General features: G+C 64.4%; 1 protein-coding gene and 2 pseudogenes. All 3 read right to left on the bottom strand.

Going from position 1 to position 3,161, the window contains the following annotated elements:
• Positions 1–37: 37 nt before the first annotated feature.
• The gene (locus tag ACH2EI_RS05055; RefSeq protein ID WP_395152841.1) at positions 38–874 is read right to left on the bottom strand and encodes a hypothetical protein; all 837 of its coding nucleotides are present in this window, start codon (positions 872–874) and stop codon (positions 38–40) included.
• Positions 871–1,479 (bottom strand): annotated as a pseudogene (locus ACH2EI_RS05050) (DJ-1/PfpI family protein); the annotation flags it as partial. The pseudogene ACH2EI_RS05050 and the gene ACH2EI_RS05055, both read right to left, overlap by 4 nt.
• Before the next feature lie 177 nt (positions 1,480–1,656).
• Positions 1,657–3,161, bottom strand: a pseudogene (locus ACH2EI_RS05045) (sulfatase-like hydrolase/transferase); the annotation flags it as partial.

The following is a 3,161-nucleotide window of genomic DNA, read 5'->3' as shown; positions in this document are numbered from 1 at the left end:
TTTCATGAGCTTGATGCCGTCAGTGACTGCGTGAAGCTCATGAAAACGAGGCCGCAAGGTGGTTCATCCGGGCTCGAACGATCATCGTGTACGTGTCGGCAATGGCGGCTTCGCGATGGTCTTTCTGCGCTTCGAGGCGGGCTGGATCCATGACGACGGCCATGAACGCCGCCTTGCTCGGGAACTCGTTGAAGCGAACCTGGTGCCAGACTCTGCCATCGCCGACGATCGTGTCTTCGACAGCAAACCAGCCACCGATTCGAACACCGTGACCGAGCGCCACCTTGGCCGCCTCGGTCGAATACTGCTCCATCTGGTCAGGCGTCTTGTTCGCCGCCGCCGTTCCTTGAGCGGTGTCATGGAAGCGCAGGACGTGGACCACCACGACCGGGCCGTCGTCATCGGTCGGCGGGTGAGGCACATCGGCCCAGTCGGCCTGCTCGAGCCCTTCCGGGGGCGTCGGCATCTCCATCGGCTGCGTGCCCATGACGATGGTCGACTCCATCCCAGCGTCCTTGTGGTGGTGCGACTTCTGGAAACTTGGGAGCGACTGCATGTCGACGAACGACTTGCGCGTTGCGTACTTGACCACGCCGATACGGTCCCACGTCGTTGCGTCGCCCAGCAGTTGCTGATCAACGTCGCCGAAGAACACCGCCGCGGCACCGACGGCGGCGAGTGAGTCGAGCGGCGAGTAGGCGTCGTCGGCCTCGCGCCCACTGATGGCTGACTCGCGGCCGTCGGCGTAGTCGGCGACTTCGCGGTACTTCATCAGGTTGACCATCCACACCGGGCCGTCGTCTTCGGGCGGCATCGTTGCCATCTTCATCCCGTATGCCACGTTCGGTGTGCCGTAGCGGACAGTGTTGCTCATGGGGTGCTCGCTTTCTTGCCGGTTCCAGTCGTTGCCGTCGTGGTTCGTGCAACAAGAAGTTGCATCATTTCTCGCGCCACCATCGGCCCGGCATTCTGGTTCTGGCCGGTGACGATGTTGCCGTCGACGACCCAGTGATTGGCGAGTGGGTCACGCCGCCTGGTCTGGCTCTCGAAAGCAGCACCAACACCGCGCAGCTCGCGCTCCGGGTGATGTGGCGTCAATTGGATACCGAGTTCCTTCACCTGCTTGTCGGTGACTGCAGAGATCTTGCGGCCGTCGACGAGTGGGCTGCCATCGGCTGCCTTCGCATTGAGGAGGCCGAGCGGCCCGTGGCACACACCGCCCATCACCAACCCGCCAGCATTGGCCTCGGTCATCTTTTCGCCCAGCGCTTCGGAGAAGCCAAAATCGAAAGCAGCACCCCAACCCCCTGCCAGGAACACGATGTCGTAGTCACCCATATCGAGGTCGGCGATGGCAAGCGACTTGGTGACCTTGGCCTTGAAGTCGTCATCGGCCAGGAATCGGTCGTCGGCGGCACATCGGATGACCGGCTTGATCGACTGCGGGTCGACCGGAACCACGCCCCCGAGCGGGCTCGCCACATCGACCGCCATACCGGCATCGAGGAAGGCGTAGTACGGCACAGTCATCTCGCTGGCAAACACGCCGGTCGGCTTGCCGATGTCCATCACGGCGGTGTTCGTCGCAACGATCAATGCTCGCTTGCCAGCGAGGTCGAAGGTGGTCGCGTCGGGATCTTCCGGGTGCATTCCAGCGCGCTGCAGCACCTTGCGGAGTAGACGGGCAGGTGGGGGTGCTGTCTTCATAAGGGCTCCAGAGGTGGGTCGGCGTGACGCATACGGCCACGGATTGTTGCGCTCGGGAACAGCCCGGGCACGTTCGGTTTGCAACGCGGTTCGCATGTGCGCGAATACGTCGGAAGCTGTTTCGTCGTTCCAGCGATTGACCGTTTCGATCGGATCGTTATCGAGGTCGTACAGCTCCCACTGATCGGGCAACGCGGCCGTGCGGTACTCATCGCCGCCCGGGCCTGACGCTGCAAGGTGGCGGACACCAGGTTCCGTCCAGGTGTCGGGGTCGTCAAACGTACGCACGAGCTTCCACAGGTTTCCGGCGCCATCGACATCGGCGGGAACGCGCACCACGAGCCCCTCGAAATTCGATGCAACATGTGCGGGTACCTGGATACGCAGCGGCGCCGGAGGCTTGGTGGTCCGGCCGAGCCGGCGAGCGAGACCAGACGCCCCCGAATCACCCTCGAGCATGTTGTCGCGCGTCATGAGGTACACCGGCCGATCAGGGTCGGCGGTGCTGGGTGCGTCGACCACGGGCATCAAGTTTCGGCCGGGCAGCGGATGGACCTCGCTGAAGTCCGACCGCAGCACGTCGGCGGCAATCAACTCGTCAATGCCTGCCGCAGCAAGGAGGGTCGGGACGATGTCGACGTGCGAGGTCGGCGCACCGTCAACCGACGTGCCGGTCGTCGGGTTTGCTCCAACGCGAGCGATCGAGAACGGCACGCGGGTGGCCTCGTCGTAGAGGGTGAACCACTTCTGGTGGAGTCCGCCGTGAGCACCGAGCAGGTCGCCGTGGTCAGAGGTGCGCACGATGACGCTGTCGTTGCCGCCCTGATCGACCGAGGCGGTGACCGCGCGACGAACCCGGTCGATCGGGCCGTCGACCTCAGCATGAAGGCGGTAGTACAGGTCGCGATATTTCTGCGCCTTCTTCAAATACGTCCCGGCAACGGCTGGAATCGGCCCGTACCCCGACGGATAGGTCTCGCGATACGCGATTTGCGCAGCCGGCTTGCTTGCAAGATCCTCGTGAGCCGTCGGCGCTTCGGGCACGTGCGGCGGGTCGAGTGGGCTGGCATCGAGCGGGTTGCCGCGTCGCGCCCAGGCAGGAAAGAGCACGATGTCGTGCGGGTTGACGAAGCTCGCCACCAGCAGGAACGGACGCTGCGCATCGACGTCGCCAGCCGCACGGCGGGCATAGCGATCTTCGAGCCAGGCAACCACGCGGGCTGCGATCAACGGGTCGCGTCGGACCCCGCTGTCGGCGAGTTTGCCGCCGTGCGGTTCGGGACCGATCCAGCCGTCGAAACCAAACGCGTCGAGAGGGTTCGCAGCGCGATACTGCTCGACAGCCGCCGCATCGACGTTGCCGTCGTCGTCGTTGGTCTCAACCCGGCTGCCATCAGCCGCCCCGCCGGAATGGTGCAGGTCGGAATGGTGCAGGTCGGAATGGTGCAGGTCGG

Origin of the sequence: Ilumatobacter sp., from assembly GCF_041688325.1 — a bacterium.
Classification (GTDB): domain Bacteria; phylum Actinomycetota; class Acidimicrobiia; order Acidimicrobiales; family Ilumatobacteraceae; genus Ilumatobacter_A.
This window is presented reverse-complemented; position numbering and strand designations above follow the sequence as displayed.

Bases quoted from the DNA above. Each gene is read 5' to 3' on its own strand.
- ACH2EI_RS05055 (WP_395152841.1), bottom strand. From the start codon at position 874: ATGAGCAACACTGTCCGCTACGGCACACCGAACGTGGCATACGGGATG.